The organism is Bacillus sp. 03113, assembly GCF_006546985.1.
Taxonomy (GTDB): Bacteria; Bacillota; Bacilli; order Bacillales; family Cytobacillaceae; genus VATK01.
On record NZ_VATK01000014.1, the window covers coordinates 101,213 to 121,674 of the forward strand.

A 20,462-nucleotide genomic window follows, 5' to 3' on the forward strand; every position below is an offset into this window, starting at 1 on the left:
AGCTAGACTAATAGAAATGCACTAGCATTTTCTTTACTTTTCAAAAAAATTAGCTGTCATATAAGACAGCTTAATTTTTTACTTTTTCTTTTAGAGGTACATCAAATCGAATAAGATCCTCAAATGTTTCACGCTTCACAACAAGTTTTGCAACACCATTTTCAACAAATACAACTGGCGGTCTTGGAATGCGATTATAGTTATTTGCCATTGAATAACCATAAGCACCTGTACAAAATACAGCTAAAACATCTTCATCCGTTGTCTTTGGCAAAGGCAAATCCCAAATAAGCATATCGCCTGATTCACAGCACTTCCCTGCAATTGAAACGGTCTCGTCCGCTTTATCTAATGGTTTATTCGCAAGAACCGCTTCATATTTTGCTTGATATAAGGCAGGTCTAATATTATCGCTCATCCCACCATCAATCGCTAAATATTGTCTAACATTCGGAACTTCTTTACGAGAACCAATCTTATATAAAGTAGTACCAGCATCTCCAACTAAAGAACGTCCTGGTTCAATCCAAATTTCCGGCATTCTCATTGAGTATTTTTTTACTTGTTGCTTAACTTCAAGAATGATTTCTTCAACATATTTTGCAGGAGGAATTGGTTCATCTTCACTCGTATAGCGAATTCCAAAGCCACCACCTAAATTAAGTACGGTCGGTTCATATGCATGGGCTTGCATCCATTCGTTTAATTTTTCAAATATTTTTTGGGCAGCTAAAATGAAACCTGTTGTCCCAAAAATTTGAGATCCTATGTGACAATGAATGCCTAAAGGGTTTAACCATGGAGATTGGATCGCTTTTAATAAAGCTTCTTCAGCTTGCCCATTTTGTAAATCAAACCCAAATTTAGAATCTTCTTGTCCTGTTAAAATATAGTCATGTGTATGGGCTTCAATACCCGGTGTTACCCTCAGAAGTATATTTGTCTTTGTTTCTCTTTTTTCACAAATTGAATGAAGTAATTCTAATTCGTAGAAATTATCAACCACAATACAGCCGATATTATAATCTAAAGCCATTTCTAGCTCTTCTTTACTTTTATTATTACCATGAAAATGAATTCGTTCTACAGGAAAATCAGCTGCAATAGCAGTATAAAGCTCCCCACCAGAAACCACATCAAGTGAAAGACCTTCCTCATTTGCTAGTTGAACCATCGCTAATGTCGAAAAAGCCTTACTCGCATAGGCTACCTGTGCTTTTATGTCAAGTTGATCAAATGTTTGTTTAAAGCCTCGAGCTCTTTCTCGAATTAAAGAAACATCATATACATACACCGGAGTTCCAAATTCTTTTGTTATTTCAACTGTATCAACGCCGCCTATTTCTAAGTGACCCTTAGCGTTCACTTTTGTGGTACCATGAAAATACATACTTTCCCCTCATTCCGTTAAATGCTTATACATTCTATTTTCTAATATAATGAAATAAATAGACAGCATCTAATAAGACAACTGTCTATCCATTTTTCTTTTTCTATTGAATGAAATTAACAATAACTTATCATATCTTGTATAAAATCGCAATCGTAATTGATTAACTCTATGCTATTTAGTATGTCATTTGACCGGCTGGCGATAACGATCTCTAGGATGTACAATGCTTGGACGAGTAACGGATCCTGCTATCGATCTTCTTAAAATAATCTGTGCAAACGCTTTTGGATTAAATGGTAAAAATGGCCATAAATAAGGAGTATTCAAGGAACGTATATTTATTAGCCATAAAATATAGAGTGTAAATCCAATAACAAAGCCTGGCGTATGAAACATTGCGACAATGATCAATAACACAAGTCTAGCGATCTTATTGGCAATACTAAGCTCATAGCTCGGTGTACAATAATTTCCAATTGCAGCAACAGAAACATATAAGATCACTTCAGACACAAATAATCCTACATCAATGGCAATTTGTCCAATTAATACTGCAGCAATTAATCCCATTGCAGTAGAAAGCGGTGTAGGTGTATGAATGGCAGCAATTCTTAGAAATTCAATCCCAATATCAGCTAAAAACAGCTGGACCACTATTGGGATATTCGTTGTTTCATTTGGTCCAATAAACGCGATTTTTTCCGGCAGCAAAGAAGGCTCCAATGCAAATAAAAGCCACATAGGTAGTAAAAAAAGCGAGGCAATCACACCAATAAATCTTACCCAGCGAACAAATGTCCCAACTCCAGGTGATTGACGATATTCTTCTGCATGCTGTAAATGATGAAAGATAGTGGTTGGCGTAATAATAACACTCGGCGAAGTGTCTACATAGATAATGACATGCCCTTCAAGTATATGTGTAGCTGCAACATCTGCGCGCTCCGTATACCGAACAAGCGGATATGGATTGTATCCCTGCTTAAATAGGAATTCTTCTATTGTTTTATCAGCCATGGTCAGCCCGTCAATTTTTATGGCTTCCAGCTCTTTTTTAAGCACGCTAATTAAATCTGGATCGGCAATGTCTTTAATATAACCGATAGCGACTGCTGTTTTGGATCTTTCTCCTACTTTAAACATCTCAAAACGAAGCCGTTCATCTCTAATTCTTCTTCTTGTTAAAGCTGTATTGACAACAATATTTTCTACAAAGCCATCCCTTGATCCACGTACTACTTTTTCAGTATCCGGTTCTTGCGGAGTTCTGCCTGGATAGCTTCTGACATCGACCGTAAAAGCTTTCGTTTCTCCTTCAACAGCAATAACAATTAATCCCGACAAAACCTGATCAACAAATTCATTTAAAGTTTCTATTTGAGTAACCGATTGATGAACCAATCGATTTTCAATAATGGAAAATAAATGAGTAGAAAGCTTTTCATGATCATTAATTTCAACAAGCTGCTCGATAATTTCCATAATAAATCGTGTATCATTTAATCCATTTAAATAATAAATATGTACATTCTTCTTTAAAATCTTTAGCTTTCTTGCATCCAAATCAAAGCTTTCACCAAGGCCGACTCTATTTTTCATATATTCTTCTATTTCATTTAAAGATGGAGGGATGCTTATTTGATTATTCATGCTGTTCATATGAATAGCCGCTCCTTTCTAGAATAAGTTCCACTGCTTTTCTTGTTATAGGTGCACCAGATTCATAATGATCTTTTTTAGCCATTTTTCCTATATCGCCTATTCCTACAATAATTGGAATATCCAGCTCGTCTAAGCAATAAACGGTATCCCCATTCATTCTCCCTATGTCCATTTCTTGGAATCCATACTTATCTACCCCAAAGGCAGTAATATCTCCAAACTGATCAATGGAAAAATCGATTTTAGTCCATTCTTCTTGTTTTGTTTTTGAGGCTACTGCAAGCACGCCTAATACTTCAATATCTGGATGTTTTGCGACATATTTTAGGGCTGTTTCACCTTGCCCCTCACCAACGAAACCACTGTCATCAAACATTACGAGAACTGGATCATGGTGTGCCTTTTTAATAAGCTTGACAATATCAGGTCCCGATAAAACGGAGGGATTACCACAAGACATTGTTATACATCTTCCACCAATATCTCTTGCCACATGCTCAACTGCCTTACGCGCATATTTATCACCGTCAGTAATTAATATAACCTTCCTCCGTTTATCCATTCCCTCACTTCCTTTCTTATGTTAATGGTCTATAAAATAAATCCATTGAAATAAAGATCCGCATATTTTCCCAAGTACAATAGCCATTAATAAGACGACTATCCGATCATCTATTCTTAATCTCTTCGCTAGAATTGGGAAAACATTTAACACCTCCGTTAATGCAGCAGCAAGCATACCAATAAAGACACCGTCTGCTAAGCCGATAATAATTAATAAGAAAGGCGATAAAGTAAAAGCGGGATCCCACAAGCTTGCGAATGTACCCATTATGGCACCAAAAACAACTGCCCATTCATACTCTTGAATTTTCTTCATTGTTTTGGATAACTGTGTTAATCGTGGAATAATCCCAAGAACGGTTAAAAAAGCAACAAAGCCAGAACCAACTCCTAATCCACCTGCAAAGCCGATAAAAATGACAATCATGATTTTAATGGTCATCAAGTTTTTTCATGCTTTCTTTGTTTTCATTCATAATGACATATTGATCTAAGTCCTGTTGATAATTAAACATTTCAACTTCAAGTGGGCTCGGCTCTTCATTCAGGCGCTTTTTAAATACATGATTAAAGAAAATAATCATCCCTAAACCTAGCCCAAGTGAATACGGGATTTGGAATAGAAGCGGTTTTTTTTCTACTTTTCCAGTGATTATCGTATATATACGCTGTTGAACGGCTTGCATGCTTACATCTTCATGAAAATTCATAATAGCTAAAGCTGCTCCAATAAATAACAGGAACCATATGAGTAGAAACAAAGGTAACGCAGCACCTTTTTTTTTATAAACGACCTCAACGATCGTTTGCATCGGACCAAGAGTTTGTATATTAATTGTTCGATCTAGCTTTAATATTTCTTTTATAACCCTTGTCACATCTATAATGATAATATTTTGATCTTGATCGGATACTTGATAAATAAATAGCTTATTTAGTTCTTTATCCATCGACTCCTCCGCAATAATCTGGGCTACATCGTTAAGAAAAACTTTATCATGTGGTCGAACTTGAATACGATGCCGCATTCTAAGATAAATTGTATTTTCGATTTTTATCACTTCCCACACATTCATATCCTCAAAATTAGGTTTCGTCATAGACAATATTTTCATGAAGACCAATAAATGGAAAAGAATTAGAGAAAACTTGAGAAGAGAAAAGAAGAAATAGCCAAATAAGGTTGGCTATTGTGCATGTTTAGAAGGGTAAAATGGATTGTCAAAATCTATTTTCTAGTCTTTTTATTAAGTTCGTATCGCTTAGGTGATTTAATTTATTTTGTCTTTTCTTCTTATTTATCAACATCATTTGAATGGTCATCAAGATAAGGATGAAGCTAAAAGAAATTACATACATTAGAAAAATCCAAATATTTTTTGCATCTATTCCCCCAAGAATTCCATGAGCCAGAGCCAATATATATACAGGATAGGCCCCCATATGTATGGTATGCCATACTTTTTTTGAAAGCTTACTTCTTAAATCTGTCGATAACAGGATGATGAGCATACAATAGACTGTTAACGTTCCAAATCCGTATAGGATCGGTTTGCTTGGGGCAATAAAAGGAATAAGCAATTCTAGCCAAGAAAAGGTTAAATACTGATCAATGACAAGCAATATTGGGTGCAGCATTCCGCAAAATAGGCCACTTATGGTTACAATAGAATGGAGCTTATAAAGATTTGCCTTTATTTTTCCCTTCCAAATAGGCATGCTATAAATAATCCCAAGACTAATTCCAATGAAAATAAAACCATAAGAAATAAGGCCAAGTACTCGAACTACAATCCATGTTGGGAAGCTGCTCCAAAATCCGGTTAATTGCACTTTTTCAGTTGCTCGCACATCTTCAACTATAAGAACGATGATGAGAATGATCGCACTACCAATGATCCATTTCAACCACTTGGACTTTCTCATTTATCCCCCTTCCTTTACATGAGATAATAAAACAATTGGATCTAATTAAACTTCATGACAGTAACGATTTAAATTAGAAGAAGCGATTTGCCGTCCTTTTTTATCTACTAAAATATAAGCTAAATCAGGTTGTCGATTTTTTAACCAAGCTGGACCTTTTTGACTTCCTAGAATAAGAAGGCACTTCGCATACACTTCAGCTGGCAGCAGTTCATTTCCTATTACGGTTGCTTGAATGCAATCTGATTGTGCAGGAAGAGCTGTACGAGGATCAATAATGTGGTGAAACAGCATTTGCTGATGCTTCCAATAGCGCTTTGAGATCGTACTGGTAGCAACTCCAGCTTGACTCTTCAAGGTTAGCTTTGCGATTGATTGCGTATCAGAATAAGGATGAGCGATCCCTATTATCCAAGGTTTTTTCGTATCTTCATTATTCCAAGCAAAGATATCTCCACCAGCATCAATCAATCCTGCTGGTAATTTATTTATCATCTTCAATGCAATCTGCTGAACAGACCAGCCTTTTGCAATTCCACCGAAATCCAATAAATTTTTCGAATTTGTTTTTACCATTCTTTCTTTAATGTTTACAAAAATCTTTTCATCGTGATGACTGAAAGTTTTTGGATGTTCTCTTTGAATAATAGAATCATGAATGTTCTCAAACGTCTTGTCATAGCCTAAACGATTCATATGAGCTCCTAAAAAGGGAGTAAAAATCCCTTCCGTTTGTTCGTAATACAGAAGTGCTTGATAAAAAATTTGGATGAACCGCTCTGATACTAGCGTTTCTTTCCCTGCGTTACCATTCACTCTGCTTAATTCACTGCTCGGTAAAAAACGTGAAAATTGTTTTTCAATCAACTCAAACCACTGGAACACCTCAGCTGCTTGAACAGGTGAAAGACCAACTGTTAAGATATCCGTATTCATCGCTTTACTATAAAACCGTTTCACTATCATGACCCCCTTGATTGCGTGGTCACTTCCTCTTTTGAAGCAACCATCGTTTCTCCAGGGAGAAAATCAGCAGATACATGTTCAACTAAAGTTCCCTTTTCTTTCGCACTCGCAGGAATATAGGCAGCGCTAGCGCTAGATTTGGATTTTTCATCCCCAATATTAATTTTTCCTGAATAGATTACTCGATTTTCCCATTCAATATTACCTTCAATTTTAAAAACATAGATTCCATTTGGAACTGAGCTTCCTGAATCATCTGTACAATCCCAATAAACGGTATGGTCACCAGCTTCTTGTTGAGGATGGCTGACTTTATTTACTAACTCTTTGGGAGCTTTTTCCCAATTGGCGGCTTTCCTCCACTCTGGCAAGCTTTCAGGTCGCTTTTCGTATCCTCCATTTGCTGTAAAGCTTGTAGCAAACAATGACTTTACATAGTTTCCTTGTTCGTCTTCAATCCAAATCGCAATTTGGTTGCTCGCTAGTCTTGAAAGATGATGCAAGTTATAGTTAATGCTTACTAATCCAAGGGTATTTTCTTGTTCTGTGTGAACTGGGGAATCACTTTTCATTTTTACTTTTTTTGTAGTGGAAGGAACTTGATGTACTAATGCAGAAGGTTGTTGGTCTGTCTCTATAAAATTCGATATGCCAGATATAACAATCACGCTTGCTCCGAGCGTACCTACAACAGGTATTAACACTTTTTTCATTATTTGAGATGCCTCCATGAATCATTTTCAAGAAGTCAGCAATCTATAATTTACTAGCAAGTTATGAAGGAAAAAATTGAGAAACCCCATCTATTTCAATATAAAAAGGTGGGTACGTTTTGAATCGTTAATTTTATTATACTTCCAATTTGTATAAGCTTGTCAAATTATGTTTACTTTTACCGAAATAGCCACAATTTAAATAACCATCGTATCGGAGAAACTCTGTACAATTTAGCCAGACAACAGCCTACATATAAACAGTTCAATACAAAAAACCACATGGATGTTTTCACATATCCATGCGGTCTTTCATTTGTTGAAGTATTTTTTTTTCAAGCCTTGATACCTGTACCTGAGAAATCCCAAGCCTTTCTGCTACTTCTGATTGTGTTTGATCTTTATAATAACGAAGATAAACGATGATTCTTTCCCTTTCATCTAATTCGTTAATCGCTTCCTTTAGAGCAATTTTATCAAACCATTTTCCTTCATTCCCATCATCGATTTGATCTAACAATGTAATAGGATCTCCATCGTTTTCATAGACGGTTTCGTGAATAGATGACGGTGCTCGACTAGCCTCCTGAGCAAGGATAATATCTTCAGCTGGGATGCTTAAGTGTTCAGATAGCTCACCAATCGTGGGCATCTTCCCTAAAGTTTTTGATAATTCATCCTTTGCTCTTCTAATTTTATTGCCCATTTCCTTGAGAGAACGACTGACTTTTACAGTTCCGTCATCACGTATAAAGCGTTGAATTTCGCCAATAATCATCGGAACAGCATAAGTCGAAAATTTTACATCATAGCTTAGATCAAATTTATCAACAGATTTTAATAATCCAATACAACCGATTTGAAATAAATCATCTGGCTCGTATCCACGATTTAAAAACCGCTGCACAACTGACCATACGAGACGCATATTTTTTTGAACAATTAAGTCCCTTGACTCTTGATCTCCAGCTTGACTTTTCTCAATTAGCTCCTTGACTTCATGGTCTTTTAAAAAGGATTTATCCGCTTTAACCTCCACATCCATTTGCATGACTCCTTAATTGAAAATCAATTTGCTTTTTGATAGGTTTTTACGTAGACGAACCTCTGTCCCTTTTCCCAGCTCTGATCTTACATCAATTTCATCCATGAAATTTTCCATTATAGTAAATCCCATCCCTGAACGCTCTAATTCAGGCTTTGTTGTAAATAATGGCTGCCTAGCTTCATCTACGTTTGCTATACCCTTTCCATGATCCTTAATCGAAATTTCAATATACTCATCTTCGATCACTACCGTTATAAAAACCATTCCGTTTGGCTCACTTTCATATCCATGGATAATTGAATTTGTCACTGCTTCTGAAACAACTGTTTTAATCTCTGTTAAAACATCCATTGTTGGATCGAGCTGTGCAATAAAAGCGGCTACCGTCACCCGTGCAAACGATTCATTTTGACTTAATGCACTGAATTCAAGCTTCATTTGATTTTTCATATTATGCAACCCCCAATCTTTGCAATGCAAACTCTTCTGATGGTTCAAGACGAATAATTTTAAAAAGTCCTGAGAGATCAAATAGTCTTTGAATTGCTGGGGAAATTGCACATACAACCATTTCTCCATGTAATTGCTTTATCTGTTTATATCGTCCTAAAATTACCCCAAGTCCAGAGCTGTCCATAAATGAAAGCTGTTCTAGATTTAAGACAATATGGCGAATATTATTTTTCTCAATCGCATAAATAGCCTTCTCTCGAAGCTCGTCAGATGAATGATGATCTAATTCTCCTGATAATCGAATACAAAGCACTTCATGCTTTACTTCCAATTCTATATTTAGACTCACTAGCTATTGCCTCCTTATTTCGTTTAGTGAGTCAATTCTATACGTTTGTTCTCATTTCCTTCCTTAAGGACAAAACTAGTGATCATTCGCTAAATTAAATACGTTTAACATAAGGTTCGACAACGTCCTATCTTTTTTAGCCTTGCTCACCCTTTGTAAATATTCCCATTGATCGTTTATATAACACCCACCAATTAGCCTCTTTCACATCGTCTTTCGCAATAATCGGACTTTTCGCTACAGTCTTTCCATTTTTGATAAGCTTGATCGTTCCAATTGGATCCCCTTTTTTAATTGGTGCTTTTATCTTATTATCTAGACTAATTTTTTGCTTGACATCATCTACTGTTTCACCTTTTTTTGTTAGTAATGAAATGGATTCACTCGTTAATGCTCCTACTTGTTTTTCCTTTCCCTTACTGACATTTGCCTTTCCTAAAAGCTCATTTCTTTTATACATTGGATGAGTTTCATATTGACTAAAAGCAAAGTCAAGCATTTTCGTAACTTGTGCATTTCTTTCCTTAGAGGTTGGGGCGCCAAATACAACTGCAATAACACGCATTCCATTTTTTTCAGCTGTTGCCGTTAAGCAATATTTTGCTTCATTCGTAAAACCCGTTTTTAGTCCATCTACTCCTGGATAAAAGCGAACAAGACGATTTGTATTAACAAGCCAAAACTTTTTTTCCGTATTTTCACGGAGGTAATCTTCGTACTTCCCTGTATATTTTGTTATATCTTCATATTTTAAAAGTTCTTTTGCCATAATCGCCATATCATAAGCTGTACTATAATGATCTGCAGAAGGCAATCCTGTTGTATTATGAAACTTTGTATTTTTCAAACCGAGTTCCTTAGCTTTTTCATTCATTTTTTCAACAAAAGCATCCTCTGATCCTGCGATTCTTTCTGCCAATGCAACGGAAGCATCATTTCCAGAACCAATTGCGATCCCTTTTAGAAGCTGATCCGTAGTCATTTCTTCCCCCGGCTCTAAAAATATTTGCGAGCCTCCCATTGAAGCAGCATATTCACTTGTTCGAACCTTTTCATCAAGCTTAAGTTTTCCTTTATCCAATGCTTCCATAATTAAAAGCATAGTCATAATTTTCGTCATGCTCGCAGGAGGAAGCTCCTCATGACTGTTTTTTTCATATAAGACAGTTCCAGTATCTCTCTCAATTAAAACAGCTGATTTCACGTCCTGTACTAATTCTGATTTTTCTTCTTTTGCAAAAGCTGATGGAACATAGGCGGTGATGAATACGAATGTGATTAATAGAGATAACGATCTTTTCATTCCATACTCCTCCATTCTTTATAAAATACATTTTTTCCATATAGACCAAATTTATACAAATTCTTTTTTGATAAAATAAAAAAGCACTAAGACTAAAATAGCCTTAATGCTTTATGTTCATTTATATCATGATAATCTCATGAATTAGGGCTGGAGGATCAATCTTCTCAGCTGAAATTTCAATATTTTCGTACAGCATTTGCTTAACATCTTCGATTCGTTCATTGTTGCTGTATATGGAGAGAAGCGATTCGCCTGTTTTTACTTTATCGCCTATTTTCTTTCTTAGCATAAGCCCAACAGCTAAATCAATTTGCGAGTCCTTCGTTGCTCTTCCAGCACCAAGCATCATCGCAGCTGTTCCTATTTGATCTGCCACCATTTTCGAAACGTAGCCATCTTCCTTTGCCTCAAGCTCAAATACGTATTTCGCTTGCGGGAGCTTGTCAGAGTCATCAACAACAGACCCATCTCCGCCTTGAGCACTTAAAAAGAGCTTTAATTTTTGTAAAGCAGCTCCACTTTGAATGGCTTTTTCAAGCTTTTCTCTCGCTTCTTCAAGACTAGAAGCTTTTTCTGCAAGAACAACCATTTGACTTCCAAGTGTTAGACAAAGCTCCACTAAATCTTCTGGTCCCTCCCCTTTAAGCGTATCAATCGCTTCCTTTACTTCTAACGCATTTCCAATAGCATAACCGAGCGGCTGGCCCATATCGGATAAAACAGCCATCGTCTTTCTTCCTAAATTATGCCCAATTGTTACCATCGTTTTTGCAAGCTCTTTAGATTCCTCAAAAGTTTTCATTAATGCCCCAGCGCCCGTTTTGACATCTAGCACAATCGCATCAGCACCTGCGGCAATTTTTTTACTCATGATAGAACTTGCAATAAGCGGGATGCTATTGACAGTAGCTGTTACATCTCTTAATGCGTAGAGCTTTTTATCTGCTGGTGTTAAATTTCCGCTTTGTCCAATGATCGCAATCTTATTTTTATTGACAAGGTCAATAAATTCATCTTTATCAATTTCTATATGGAAGCCGGCAACGGACTCAAGCTTATCAATCGTTCCTCCTGTATGGCCAAGTCCTCTCCCTGACATTTTGGCCACAGATACACCGACTGCGGCGACAAGCGGGCCCAATACTAAAGTGGTTGTATCGCCAACTCCTCCAGTTGAATGCTTATCTACTTTTATTCCATCAATTTCAGATAGATCAATTTGATCGCCGGACTCTACCATTGCATTTGTCAAATAAGCTATTTCTTTTTCTGTCATCCCTTGAAAATAAATCGCCATCGTTAAGGCGCTTATCTGATAGTCTGGAATAGAATCTTCAGTATAACCTTTAATGATAAAATGGATTTCTTCTTCTGTTAGCTCTTTTCCATTTCTTTTCTTTTCAATTAGATCAACCATTCTCATTCCCTTCACCTCTATCCGCGAATTAAGTACTATCTATTTCCAATTTCAGAAACTAATTCTTTTACATAGGAAAGAAAACTAGCTTTAATTTTTTCAGTTGTTTCAATAACCTCTTCATGGTTTAACGGCTGATCTAATATACCTGCAGCCATATTCGAAATACATGAAATGCCTAGCACTTCTATCCCTGAGTGTCTTGCTACAATAACCTCAGGTACAGTAGACATCCCTACAGCGTCGGCTCCAACCACACGAAGCATACGAATTTCAGCTGGTGTTTCGTAGGCAGGTCCTGTATTTCCTACATATACCCCTTCCTGAACCTTGATCGCGAGCGTATTTGCTACTTCCTTTGCTAACATTCTAAGCTCTTTCGAATAGGCTTCTGACAAGTCGGGAAACCGGACACCAAATCTTGAATCATTGGGGCCAATCAGTGGACTTGTTCCCATATTGTTGATATGGTCAGAGATAATCATTAAGTCGCCTGGCTTAAAGCTTTCGTTAACTCCTCCAGCTGCGTTCGTAACAATCAATGTATTAACCCCTAATTCTTTCATAACACGAACAGGAAAAGTTACTTTTTCGAGAGTATAACCTTCGTAAAAGTGAAAGCGTCCTTGCATGGCTACCACATTCATTCCACTTAATTTCCCAAACACAAGCTGTCCTGCATGACCTTCTACAGTTGATACTGGAAAATCAGGTATTTCATGATATGGGATCTTAACAGCCTCTTCTATCTCATCCGCTAATATTCCTAAGCCTGAGCCTAAAATCAGTCCAATTACAGGTTCAGATGTATATTTTTCTTTTAAAAAGCTTGCAGCTTGTTGAATTTTCTCAAAGTTCATTTCATTTATTCCCCCTATTTCAAATCGTTTAAAAAACTTTTTCCGTATTTTGGCATACTTACCTTAAAGTTATCTGCAATGGTTGCACCGATATCAGCGAAGGTTTCGCGAATCTCCAATTCTTTTCCATCTTCGCATTGCTTTGAATACACGAGTAATGGTACATATTCTCGAGTATGATCCGTTCCAGGATGAATCGGATCATTCCCATGATCTGCAGTAATAATCAGCAAATCATCGTCTCTTAATTTTGGTAAAACCTCTCCAAGTCGTTCGTCGTATTCTTCCAATGCTTTTCCATAGCCTATCGGATCTCTCCTATGACCATAAAGTGCATCGAAATCGACTAAATTTAGAAAGCTGATCCCGGTAAATTCCATTTCTAATGTTTGAAGAAGCTTATCCATTCCGTCCATATTCGAAATAGTGCGCAATGATTGTGTGACTCCTTCTCCATCGTAAATATCTGAAATTTTTCCAATTGCAATAACATCAAAGTCCGAATCCTTTAGTTCATTCATAACTGTTCTGCCAAAAGGCTTTAATGCATAATCGTGGCGATTAGCCGTTCTTTTATAACTTCCAGGATTACCTAAGAATGGTCTTGCAATAATTCTTCCAACCATATATTTTTCATCTAGCGTTAATTCCCTGGCTATTTTACAAATATTATAAAGTTCATCTAATGGGACAATTTCTTCATGTGCAGCAATTTGTAGGACTGAATCCGCAGATGTGTAGACAATTAAAGCACCTGTTTTCATATGTTCTTCTCCAAGCTCATCTAAAATAGCTGTCCCACTTGCAGGTTTATTGCCAATGATTTTTCTGCCTGTACGCGCTTCTAATTCCGAAAGCAATTCTTCAGGAAATCCTTCAGGAAAAACTTTAAAGGGAGTCTCAATATTCAGCCCCATAATTTCCCAATGCCCAGTCATTGTATCCTTCCCATTGGATGCTTCTATCATTTTTGTATAATGGGCTAAAGGTTTAGGTACAGGGGCAATTCCTTTAATACTTCGAATATTACTTAATCCCAATTTCCCCATATTAGGCATATACAGTCCATTCATTCGTTCGGCAATATGACCTAAAGTATCTGCATGAACATCACCAAATTTGGCAGCATCAGGGGCTTCCCCAATTCCAACTGAGTCCATAACAATTAAAAAAATTCTTTTATATGTATGTGAAGCCATTTCATTTCCTCCAATTTATAGCCATGGTTCTTAACTATTACTATCATATCGTATTCATTTATAGGATGCTAAATTCAATTACTTCTAGATCATAGCTTATCATAAAATAACGAAATTTTCGATCATTTATTCGTCAGAAGTCTGACGTCTTTTATTTTACTTTTAACAATAGTGGTAATACAAGAAAAAGCTGCAAAATTCTGAATGCAGCTTTAATTGTTCTTTAAGCACGTGGGTGAAATTTACTATATACATCCTTCAATCTCGTTTTACTTACATGGGTATAAATTTGAGTGGTTGAAATATCAGCATGTCCGAGCATTTCTTGAACAGCTCTTAAATCAGCCCCATTTTCTAATAAGTGTGTTGCAAAAGAATGCCTAAGGGTGTGAGGAGTTAATTCTTTTTGAATTCCAGCCTCGTTTGCTAAACGTTTTAATATTTTCCAAAAGCCTTGTCTTGTTAATCTTTTTCCGTGATGATTCAAAAATAAAGCATCTTCTATATTTTTTTTGGAAATAAAATGAAATCTTCCTTTATCTATATAGTTCTCAATTGCATTTGTTGCTGCCTGCCCAATGGGGATAATCCGCTCTTTATTTCCTTTTCCTATACATCTAACAAAACCCATTGATAAGTGAACATCACCTTGATTAAGACCTATTAATTCACTGACACGAATACCTGTAGCATATAGCAGCTCAAGCATAGCCTTATCTCTAAGTCCGAAATGATCATTTGTTTGAGGAGAATCCAATAATGTTTCAACTTCCTCCATATTTAATACCTTGGGCAATGTTCGTTCTGTTTTCGGTGTTTCGATATGGACAGTTGGATCCTGATCCACAGCTTTCTCTCGAAGTAGAAATTGATGAAAAGACCGAATAGAAGCGATATGCCGGGCAATCGTTTTCGATGATTTTCCTTGTTCCTTTAACAAGGCCAAAAAATGAATAATATGAATTCTTTGCACCTCATTTAAACTTTTCATTTCTTCTACGTTAATTAAGTAGTTTATATAATAGTTTAAATCTCGTTCGTAGGATATCATCGTGTTTTTTGACAATCCTCTTTCAACAAGCAAGAAATGAATAAAATCCTTTAATTGATCCTTCATGGTACATTACTCCCCAATTTGATAAAACAATATGAATCGATGAAGCCAATCTTCTTCATCCTGATTCGCAGTACTCACCTTAATGGCAGCTCCCTTTGGTTCATCGTATCTATGATAATCCTGATATTCTTCATTTAACCACATAATACCATAATAAAACAGGATCGTGCATCCTGTAAAAAGGATAAAAACTTTAATTGTATATAGAATAAGCTTTGTCCATTTTGCCATTTCTTTTCCCCCAATTTAACATTCATCCCTACAAGCTATGCCAGATTGGACAAGAAATATACCAATTAAAAGCGGAAGCACCTGCATATCAGTGAAAAGCATAAGGTGAATCACGCAGAAAAATTTGATTTATGGAGTGATTTGACTAGACTTTTACCGATGGCTTGGCCGATTAAATACGCTGCGGCGCATGTCTTCATGGGCACTAGTACATCCTGTACGTCGGATCTAGACACTAGTCAACCCTCTAAAAGTTATGTAATTATGAAAACGAAAACCCCTTCTTTTTCACCAAAAAGAAAGGGCTTTTCGTTTATTCTTCTTCATTTTTTTCTTGACAACGGTGGCATATCCCATGAAAGGTTAAACGATGATCCTTTATTTTAAATTTCCAATCTCGTTCAACAATTTCTTCAACTTCACCTAATAAATCTTCCTGAATTTCATCAACTGCTCCACATTCAATACAAACTAAATGATGATGAAAATGGGCTGCTCCCTCTTGTCGGAGGTCAAACCTTGATACGCCATCTCCAAAATTAATTTTATCTACAATTTTCAGTTCAGCCAACAGCTCTAACGTACGATAAACCGTTGCTAAACCTATTTCAGGCGACTTTTCTTTAACTAGGAGATATACATCCTCTGCACTTAAATGATCTTCTTCATTTTCAAGTAACACCCTAACTGTTGCTTCACGTTGAGGTGTTAATTTATAACTGGATGAATGCAATTGCTTTTTTATTCTTTCAATTCTACTTTCCATACTGAAAGTCACTCCCTCGACGCTCTCTGACTAATTATATCAGATGGAAGGAAAGTTTCAAACTAAAATCATTATTATTAAAAATAAATAATGATTATTAAATTATAATCATTATTCACATATATCATCAAAGCCATTACTTTGCAGTAGCTGTGACCCATTGAATGAGAATTGGAGATAGATAGGCTTCAATTCCTGCTGCTGCTATTAGAAAAAGGACAGCAGTGACTAAAAAGAGTGTATATCGGCCAAATAAAGGAAGCATCGGCTCGCCCATCTTTTTCATAAACTGCTTTTTAATCATTTTTAATGAAAAGGTAACTGACAGAGCAGCTGACATGACAAAAATGGGAATAATAATCAGATTTTGTGGTAAAACCGAGACAAAGGACAATAAAAAACCATTCCAACCCATTTGATTGACAAGGAACCCAACTGTAAAGCCTACTACCATCCCTTTTATAAATAATAATATTAATATGACAGGAAGCCCAATGATTGAAATTCCTAATATCCACATTAATCCGATAAATTTACTATTATGAAAAAAGCTTTGCATAAACAAATCCTTGCTAGCTGCAATTTTTCCTTTAGATATTTGTCCAAAAAACTGTGAGAGATAATAATATAAATCTTCTTTTTGCGTAAAGTTTAAACTATTAACAACAACCGCACCAAATATAACACCCATTAAAAATAGAACAACGACAAACATATAGATGGAGGAATGCTCCTGCAAATGAATTGCGACAACGTTCTGGGATATTTTTTTTCTCATTGCTCATCCTCTCCTCTTATCAATCAATTACTACAGTGTATGCAAATCTCTTATTTCTATGACTTTTCTATAAACTCTTAAAATGGTTGATATTCCCAAGTAAAATCTCTTATACTAGCATTAATATATTTAGAGAAGGTGTGCTATGAAGCATTTATTAATTGATTTTCCAGATAAAATTGAAACAGAAAGATTGTATATTCGTCCTTGCTTACCGGGTGATGGAAATGAATTATTTCATGCCATTGAAGTATCCAGAGAAGATTTAAAAAAATGGCTGCCATTTGTACATACAAAGCAAACCATAGAAGAAACAGAGGAAAATATTCGAAAAGCACATGCACAGTTTATTTTGCGAGAGGATTTTAGGCTTCATATTTATCGTAAAAAAGATCAGAAGTTAGTCGGTTCGACCGGTTTCCATCGAATTAATTGGGAAGTTCGAAAATTTGAAATTGGGTATTGGTGTCATTCATATTTTCAAAAAAAAGGATACATAACGGAAACAGTTCAAGCACTGATAAAGTTTGCTTTTGACTCATTTCAAGCGAACCGCATCGAGATAAGATGTGATCCTGATAACACCAACAGCAGGAAAATCCCGGAAAAACTAGGGTTTACCCTCGAAGGAATTCTAAGAAAAGACTGCTTAAGTGCTGATGGGAAGAGCCTAAGGGATACATGTGTTTTTTCATTAGTGAGGGAGTAACCATTGTTATGAATTTAGTATTCTTACATTGGGATCGAATACAACGATGTTCGATCCCTATTATTTATGTAATTAAGACTGTGCTTTTTGCAGCTGCAAGTACTGAACAGCATACGCTGTTTTTGCATCATAAATTTTATGCTCCTTCATATATTGAAGGGCCTCTTCTAGTGTGATCTCTAGTAATTGAACAAATTCATCTTCATCAAGACCAGCGGCATTTTCCTTTTTGTATAGATCTTTAGCTAAAAAAAGATGAACAATTTCGTCTGCAAATCCGGGAGAAGTATAAAAAGAAGTAATCAATTCAAGATGATGGCACCCATAGCCGGTTTCCTCCTCCAGCTCCCTCTTTGCACAAACAAGAGGATCTTCATTCCCTTCTAGTTTTCCTGCTGGAATTTCAATAAGTGTTCTTTCTAATGGTTTACGATATTGCTCTACCATTACAATTTTTTGATCATTTGTAACAGCTAAAACCGCCACAGCTCCAGGGTGCTTAATAAGTTCACGTGTAGATGTTTTGCCATTTGGCAGCTCCACTTCATCTACTTGCAGTTGAATTATTCTACCTGAAAATATTTTCTCCGACTTAATGGTTTTCTCTTCAAATTGACTCAACTTCCAACACTCCTGTTCTAAATTCGTTTCGTATGCATACATTTTAGCATATTTGTCCAATCATAACTAAGCTACACCTGCTATTGAAATGCTAACGTATTCGTTTTACAAAGATTGGAATACTAGATGACAAAAGGAAGTGAAGAGATGAAAATCTATGTAAATCAAAATGGAATCATTTTGGCCGGAAAAGCATGGGAAATACGTCATCAACTGAAGGTATATAGCCAAAAACATCGATTTTTAAAGGATTGGATTAACACAGTCAATCAAAATAACAAGCTTTAAATTACAAAATTCTTCGCCACTTCGCTAAAATGTAATTAAATCAAAAAGCGAGGTGGTTGTTTTGAAAAAAAGACAATTAGGCCAATCGGATTTACTTGTATCAGAGCTTGGTTTAGGCTGCATGTCTTTAGGAACAGATGAAAAGCAAGCCTATCCTATTTTAGAGGCTGCGGTGGATAAAGGTATCAATTATTTTGATACAGCTGATTTGTATGATTATGGGGAAAATGAAAGACTGCTAGGCACTTTTTTAAAGCCTATTCGAGAAAAAGTGATTATCGCATCGAAAGTCGGGAATCGTTGGAATCAGCAGAAGGATGGCTGGAGCTGGGACCCATCGAAAAAGTACATAAAAGAAGCAGTCAAACAAAGCTTACTAAGGCTGCAAACGGAATATATTGATTTGTATCAGCTGCATGGCGGAACGATTGATGACCCGATTGAAGAAACCATTGAGGCATTTGAAGAGTTAAAGGAAGAAGGATTTATTCGATACTATGGCATATCTTCCATCCGTCCTAATGTTATTCGAGAATATGCAAATAAATCTTCGATTGTGTCTGTGATGATGCAATATAGCTTATTAGACCGACGTCCAGAAGAAGAAGCTCTGCCTTTATTACAGGACAAGAAAATAGGAGTTGTGACCCGAGGTCCACTGGCAAAAGGGCTAATAAGTGATAAATTATTACAAAAAGCCTCTTCTAATGGCTATTTAGATTACAGCTTTCAAGAACTATCTGAGCTGCTTCCAAAACTGAAAGAACAACTTGCTTTATCACGCAGCTTTACTGAGATTGCTCTTCAATATAATCTCGCTCATCCTGCTGTATCCTCAGTCATTGCTGGTGCCAGCTCAGTTGAACAATTAAAGGAGAACGTAAAAGCAATCGAAAGCACCCCTCTTACGAAAGAAGAAATTGAATTAATTCAACAGTTGACGATAGCAAATAAATACGAACAGCATCGTTAATTTCTACTACTAAGCTAGATAAAAAGTTTTGTTTACATGACGCTCTGACATCACTTCATCCGTCGGATGGCGTTATCAATCATAAGAAGTTAATAAAAAAGGAGACAAGCAATTCATTGCACTTGTTTGTCTCCTCTTTTATTTAGAAGGCTTACTTAAAATCTTTCCAATTAAATGAACTTTCATTTAGCAATTCTTCAAATGATTTATTTTTTTCCTTCATCCTCTTTTCTTCGCGTTTTCTTTCTTCCTCTTCCTTCTGCTTTTGCAATTCTTCTGCTTTTAACTGCGCTTTTGTATCCTTTAGCTTTTGCATTAAATCTTTGCCTAACGCATCACCCAATGTCACTGGTTTATCATCATTTTTTACTGCTTTTTGTCTTTTTTTCATCTATATCCCTCACTATTTAACGAAGACTCTATCCTTCATACTCTAAAAATTCTACCCTATTTCCAAAAGGATCGGAAGCAAAGAATCTTCTCCTCCCATTTATCGGTATATCTTCTTTTAACTCTATCCCTCCCTCTTTTAAACGCTCCTCTAATCCACTTAAATTTTTCACCCTAAAAGCTGGATGCGCTTTTTTTGCAGGTGAAAATTCAACTTCAACTCCGATATGTATTTCTTGATTGCCACACTGAAACCAGCATCCGCCGCGTTTTTTTAAATGCTCTGGTTTTTCAAGCTCTATTAAACCAAGTAGCATACCGTAGAATGATCGCGCTATTTCTTCGCAGCCCTTAGGTGCTGCTAATTGGACATGGTCAATTCCTATCCACTCATGCTGCTTCATACTTTCACACCTTTATCTGCGTATATTTTTATTCAAACAAACACACGTTATTAAATGATTGCGTGTAAGAAAGGAGAAAAATATGAGTCAAAAACGTGAAAAAGGATACAGTCAAAAAGGTCAACCAAATGGAGATACAGTCAAACAAACGATTGCAGCTGAAGAGCTTAACAAAGCGATTCACCCAACAAAACGCCAAAACTCACAACAGTAATCGTTGAGGGGATGCTTCAGATCGCATCCTCTTTTACCAATTTTTTATCATTTTTATGCGAGAAGACTCCTTCCTCAAAATGCGTTAGCATTTAGGTGGGTGATGAATCGCCCTT

Annotated in this window: 26 protein-coding genes; 4 read left to right on the forward strand and 22 right to left on the reverse strand. The window is 36.2% G+C overall.

The window, feature by feature from the left end:
* Nucleotides 1-70: 70 nt before the first annotated feature.
* The 19 genes from lysA to spoIIM all read right to left on the reverse strand — a co-directional run bounded on the left by lysA (nucleotide 71) and on the right by spoIIM (nucleotide 16,748).
* On the reverse strand, nucleotides 71-1,390 hold the full coding sequence (gene lysA / locus FDO66_RS14610) for a diaminopimelate decarboxylase (RefSeq protein ID WP_141433389.1): 1,320 nt from the start codon (nucleotides 1,388-1,390) through the stop codon (nucleotides 71-73).
* 186 nt (nucleotides 1,391-1,576) lie between these two features.
* On the reverse strand, nucleotides 1,577-3,043 hold the full coding sequence (locus FDO66_RS14615; RefSeq protein ID WP_395939791.1) for a spore germination protein: 1,467 nt from the start codon (nucleotides 3,041-3,043) through the stop codon (nucleotides 1,577-1,579).
* Nucleotides 3,036-3,617, reverse strand: a complete 582-nt coding sequence (spoVAEA, locus tag FDO66_RS14620; protein ID WP_141433391.1) for a stage V sporulation protein SpoVABEA — start codon at nucleotides 3,615-3,617, stop codon at nucleotides 3,036-3,038. The genes FDO66_RS14615 and spoVAEA overlap by 8 nt, the downstream gene beginning before the upstream one ends.
* A gap of 21 nt (nucleotides 3,618-3,638) precedes the next feature.
* Nucleotides 3,639-4,061, reverse strand: a complete 423-nt coding sequence (locus FDO66_RS14625) for a stage V sporulation protein AB (RefSeq protein WP_141433392.1) — start codon at nucleotides 4,059-4,061, stop codon at nucleotides 3,639-3,641.
* Complete coding sequence (locus FDO66_RS14630; RefSeq protein WP_141433420.1) at nucleotides 4,051-4,671, reverse strand: stage V sporulation protein AA; 621 nt, start codon at nucleotides 4,669-4,671, stop codon at nucleotides 4,051-4,053. Before FDO66_RS14630 ends, FDO66_RS14625 begins: the two co-directional genes overlap by 11 nt.
* A 169-nt stretch (nucleotides 4,672-4,840) precedes the next feature.
* Nucleotides 4,841-5,545 (reverse strand): hypothetical protein, encoded by a 705-nt coding sequence (locus tag FDO66_RS14635; RefSeq protein WP_181444586.1) that lies wholly within the window; start codon nucleotides 5,543-5,545, stop codon nucleotides 4,841-4,843.
* A 45-nt stretch (nucleotides 5,546-5,590) separates the two neighbouring features.
* Nucleotides 5,591-6,505, reverse strand: coding sequence for an FAD:protein FMN transferase (locus FDO66_RS14640; RefSeq protein ID WP_181444587.1), 915 nt, complete (start codon nucleotides 6,503-6,505; stop codon nucleotides 5,591-5,593).
* 2 nt (nucleotides 6,506-6,507) lie between these two features.
* Nucleotides 6,508-7,224, reverse strand: coding sequence for a DUF2271 domain-containing protein (locus FDO66_RS14645; RefSeq protein WP_141433394.1), 717 nt, complete (start codon nucleotides 7,222-7,224; stop codon nucleotides 6,508-6,510).
* Between the two features lie 292 nt (nucleotides 7,225-7,516).
* Complete coding sequence (gene sigF / locus FDO66_RS14650) at nucleotides 7,517-8,269, reverse strand: RNA polymerase sporulation sigma factor SigF (RefSeq protein ID WP_141433395.1); 753 nt, start codon at nucleotides 8,267-8,269, stop codon at nucleotides 7,517-7,519.
* Nucleotides 8,270-8,281: 12 nt separating this feature from the next.
* Entirely contained in the window at nucleotides 8,282-8,722 is a 441-nt protein-coding gene (spoIIAB, locus tag FDO66_RS14655; protein WP_141433396.1) for an anti-sigma F factor, read from the reverse strand.
* Nucleotide 8,723: 1 nt separating this feature from the next.
* On the reverse strand, nucleotides 8,724-9,074 hold the full coding sequence (gene spoIIAA / locus FDO66_RS14660) for an anti-sigma F factor antagonist (RefSeq protein ID WP_141433397.1): 351 nt from the start codon (nucleotides 9,072-9,074) through the stop codon (nucleotides 8,724-8,726).
* A 136-nt stretch (nucleotides 9,075-9,210) separates the two neighbouring features.
* Nucleotides 9,211-10,377, reverse strand: a complete 1,167-nt coding sequence (locus tag FDO66_RS14665; protein ID WP_141433398.1) for a D-alanyl-D-alanine carboxypeptidase family protein — start codon at nucleotides 10,375-10,377, stop codon at nucleotides 9,211-9,213.
* 121 nt (nucleotides 10,378-10,498) lie between these two features.
* Nucleotides 10,499-11,803 (reverse strand): pyrimidine-nucleoside phosphorylase, encoded by a 1,305-nt coding sequence (locus FDO66_RS14670; RefSeq protein WP_141433399.1) that lies wholly within the window; start codon nucleotides 11,801-11,803, stop codon nucleotides 10,499-10,501.
* A 29-nt stretch (nucleotides 11,804-11,832) separates the two neighbouring features.
* The gene (locus FDO66_RS14675) at nucleotides 11,833-12,657 is read right to left on the reverse strand and encodes a purine-nucleoside phosphorylase (protein ID WP_141433400.1); all 825 of its coding nucleotides are present in this window, start codon (nucleotides 12,655-12,657) and stop codon (nucleotides 11,833-11,835) included.
* Between the two features lie 14 nt (nucleotides 12,658-12,671).
* A complete protein-coding gene (gene deoB, locus FDO66_RS14680) occupies nucleotides 12,672-13,856 on the reverse strand; it encodes a phosphopentomutase (protein WP_141433401.1) in 1,185 nt (394 codons plus the stop codon).
* Nucleotides 13,857-14,079: 223 nt separating this feature from the next.
* Nucleotides 14,080-14,973, reverse strand: a complete 894-nt coding sequence (gene xerD, locus FDO66_RS14685) for a site-specific tyrosine recombinase XerD (RefSeq protein WP_141433402.1) — start codon at nucleotides 14,971-14,973, stop codon at nucleotides 14,080-14,082.
* A gap of 6 nt (nucleotides 14,974-14,979) precedes the next feature.
* Entirely contained in the window at nucleotides 14,980-15,204 is a 225-nt protein-coding gene (locus FDO66_RS14690) for a YqzK family protein (protein ID WP_141433403.1), read from the reverse strand.
* Nucleotides 15,205-15,517: 313 nt separating this feature from the next.
* Nucleotides 15,518-15,970, reverse strand: a complete 453-nt coding sequence (gene fur / locus FDO66_RS14695) for a ferric iron uptake transcriptional regulator (protein WP_141433404.1) — start codon at nucleotides 15,968-15,970, stop codon at nucleotides 15,518-15,520.
* 136 nt (nucleotides 15,971-16,106) lie between these two features.
* Entirely contained in the window at nucleotides 16,107-16,748 is a 642-nt protein-coding gene (gene spoIIM, locus FDO66_RS14700; RefSeq protein WP_141433405.1) for a stage II sporulation protein M, read from the reverse strand.
* 145 nt (nucleotides 16,749-16,893) lie between these two features.
* On the opposite strand from spoIIM, the gene FDO66_RS14705 reads away from it, so the two are divergent.
* Nucleotides 16,894-17,457 carry a GNAT family N-acetyltransferase gene (locus FDO66_RS14705; RefSeq protein WP_141433406.1) on the forward strand — a complete coding sequence of 188 codons (564 nt, stop codon included), beginning with the start codon at nucleotides 16,894-16,896 and terminating at the stop codon, nucleotides 17,455-17,457.
* A 72-nt stretch (nucleotides 17,458-17,529) separates the two neighbouring features.
* Here the strand turns inward: FDO66_RS14705 and FDO66_RS14710 are convergent, their stop codons facing one another.
* A complete protein-coding gene (locus tag FDO66_RS14710) occupies nucleotides 17,530-18,078 on the reverse strand; it encodes an NUDIX hydrolase (protein ID WP_181444588.1) in 549 nt (182 codons plus the stop codon).
* Between the two features lie 147 nt (nucleotides 18,079-18,225).
* On the opposite strand from FDO66_RS14710, the gene mciZ reads away from it, so the two are divergent.
* Nucleotides 18,226-18,366, forward strand: coding sequence for a Z-ring formation inhibitor MciZ (gene mciZ / locus FDO66_RS14715; protein WP_141433407.1), 141 nt, complete (start codon nucleotides 18,226-18,228; stop codon nucleotides 18,364-18,366).
* A gap of 61 nt (nucleotides 18,367-18,427) precedes the next feature.
* On the forward strand, nucleotides 18,428-19,339 hold the full coding sequence (locus tag FDO66_RS14720) for an aldo/keto reductase (protein ID WP_141433408.1): 912 nt from the start codon (nucleotides 18,428-18,430) through the stop codon (nucleotides 19,337-19,339).
* A gap of 151 nt (nucleotides 19,340-19,490) precedes the next feature.
* Here FDO66_RS14720 and FDO66_RS14725 read toward each other — a convergent pair whose 3' ends face one another.
* Both FDO66_RS14725 and FDO66_RS14730 read right to left on the reverse strand, forming a co-directional pair.
* The gene (locus tag FDO66_RS14725) at nucleotides 19,491-19,730 is read right to left on the reverse strand and encodes a YqkE family protein (RefSeq protein WP_141433409.1); all 240 of its coding nucleotides are present in this window, start codon (nucleotides 19,728-19,730) and stop codon (nucleotides 19,491-19,493) included.
* A gap of 28 nt (nucleotides 19,731-19,758) precedes the next feature.
* Nucleotides 19,759-20,133, reverse strand: coding sequence for a VOC family protein (locus FDO66_RS14730; protein ID WP_141433410.1), 375 nt, complete (start codon nucleotides 20,131-20,133; stop codon nucleotides 19,759-19,761).
* Nucleotides 20,134-20,215: 82 nt separating this feature from the next.
* On the opposite strand from FDO66_RS14730, the gene FDO66_RS21290 reads away from it, so the two are divergent.
* Nucleotides 20,216-20,347, forward strand: a complete 132-nt coding sequence (locus FDO66_RS21290; protein WP_258535739.1) for a hypothetical protein — start codon at nucleotides 20,216-20,218, stop codon at nucleotides 20,345-20,347.
* Nucleotides 20,348-20,462 lie beyond the last annotated feature (115 nt).